Source organism: Nocardia pneumoniae NBRC 100136, from assembly GCF_000308755.1.
In the GTDB taxonomy this organism is placed as follows: domain Bacteria; phylum Actinomycetota; class Actinomycetes; order Mycobacteriales; family Mycobacteriaceae; genus Nocardia; species Nocardia pneumoniae.
Genome location: NZ_BAGF01000119.1, coordinates 1 through 317 on the forward strand (window position 1 = coordinate 1; position 317 = coordinate 317).

A 317-nucleotide genomic window follows, 5' to 3' on the forward strand; every position below is an offset into this window, starting at 1 on the left:
CATACGCCACACCCCCGAATCCAAAGGCGCGCTCCAGGCAGCACAAGTCGCCGACCTGTCCCGCACCGCCAGCCGCTACCCCGATGACGAGAACCTGCACCGTCTCATCGCCGAACTACGCCGCCGCAGCGCCCACTTCGACAACCTTTGGGAATCGAGCACCGTCGGCCAGCACGAAGCCGCCCGCAAAACCATCGACCACCCCCGAGTCGGCGCCGTGACCCTGGACTGCGACGTCCTCAGCGTCGACGGCAGCGACCTGCGCATCATGATCTACACAGCCCAACCCGGCACCGAAGACGCCGACCGCCTTGCGG

General features: G+C 67.2%; 1 protein-coding gene. It reads left to right on the top strand.

Annotation, left to right across the window (positions count from 1 at the left end; all coding sequences use genetic code 11):
- Nucleotides 1-317, top strand: a 317-nt coding sequence (locus tag ON34_RS28625; protein WP_040785354.1) for an MmyB family transcriptional regulator, incomplete at both ends; no start/stop codon positions are given.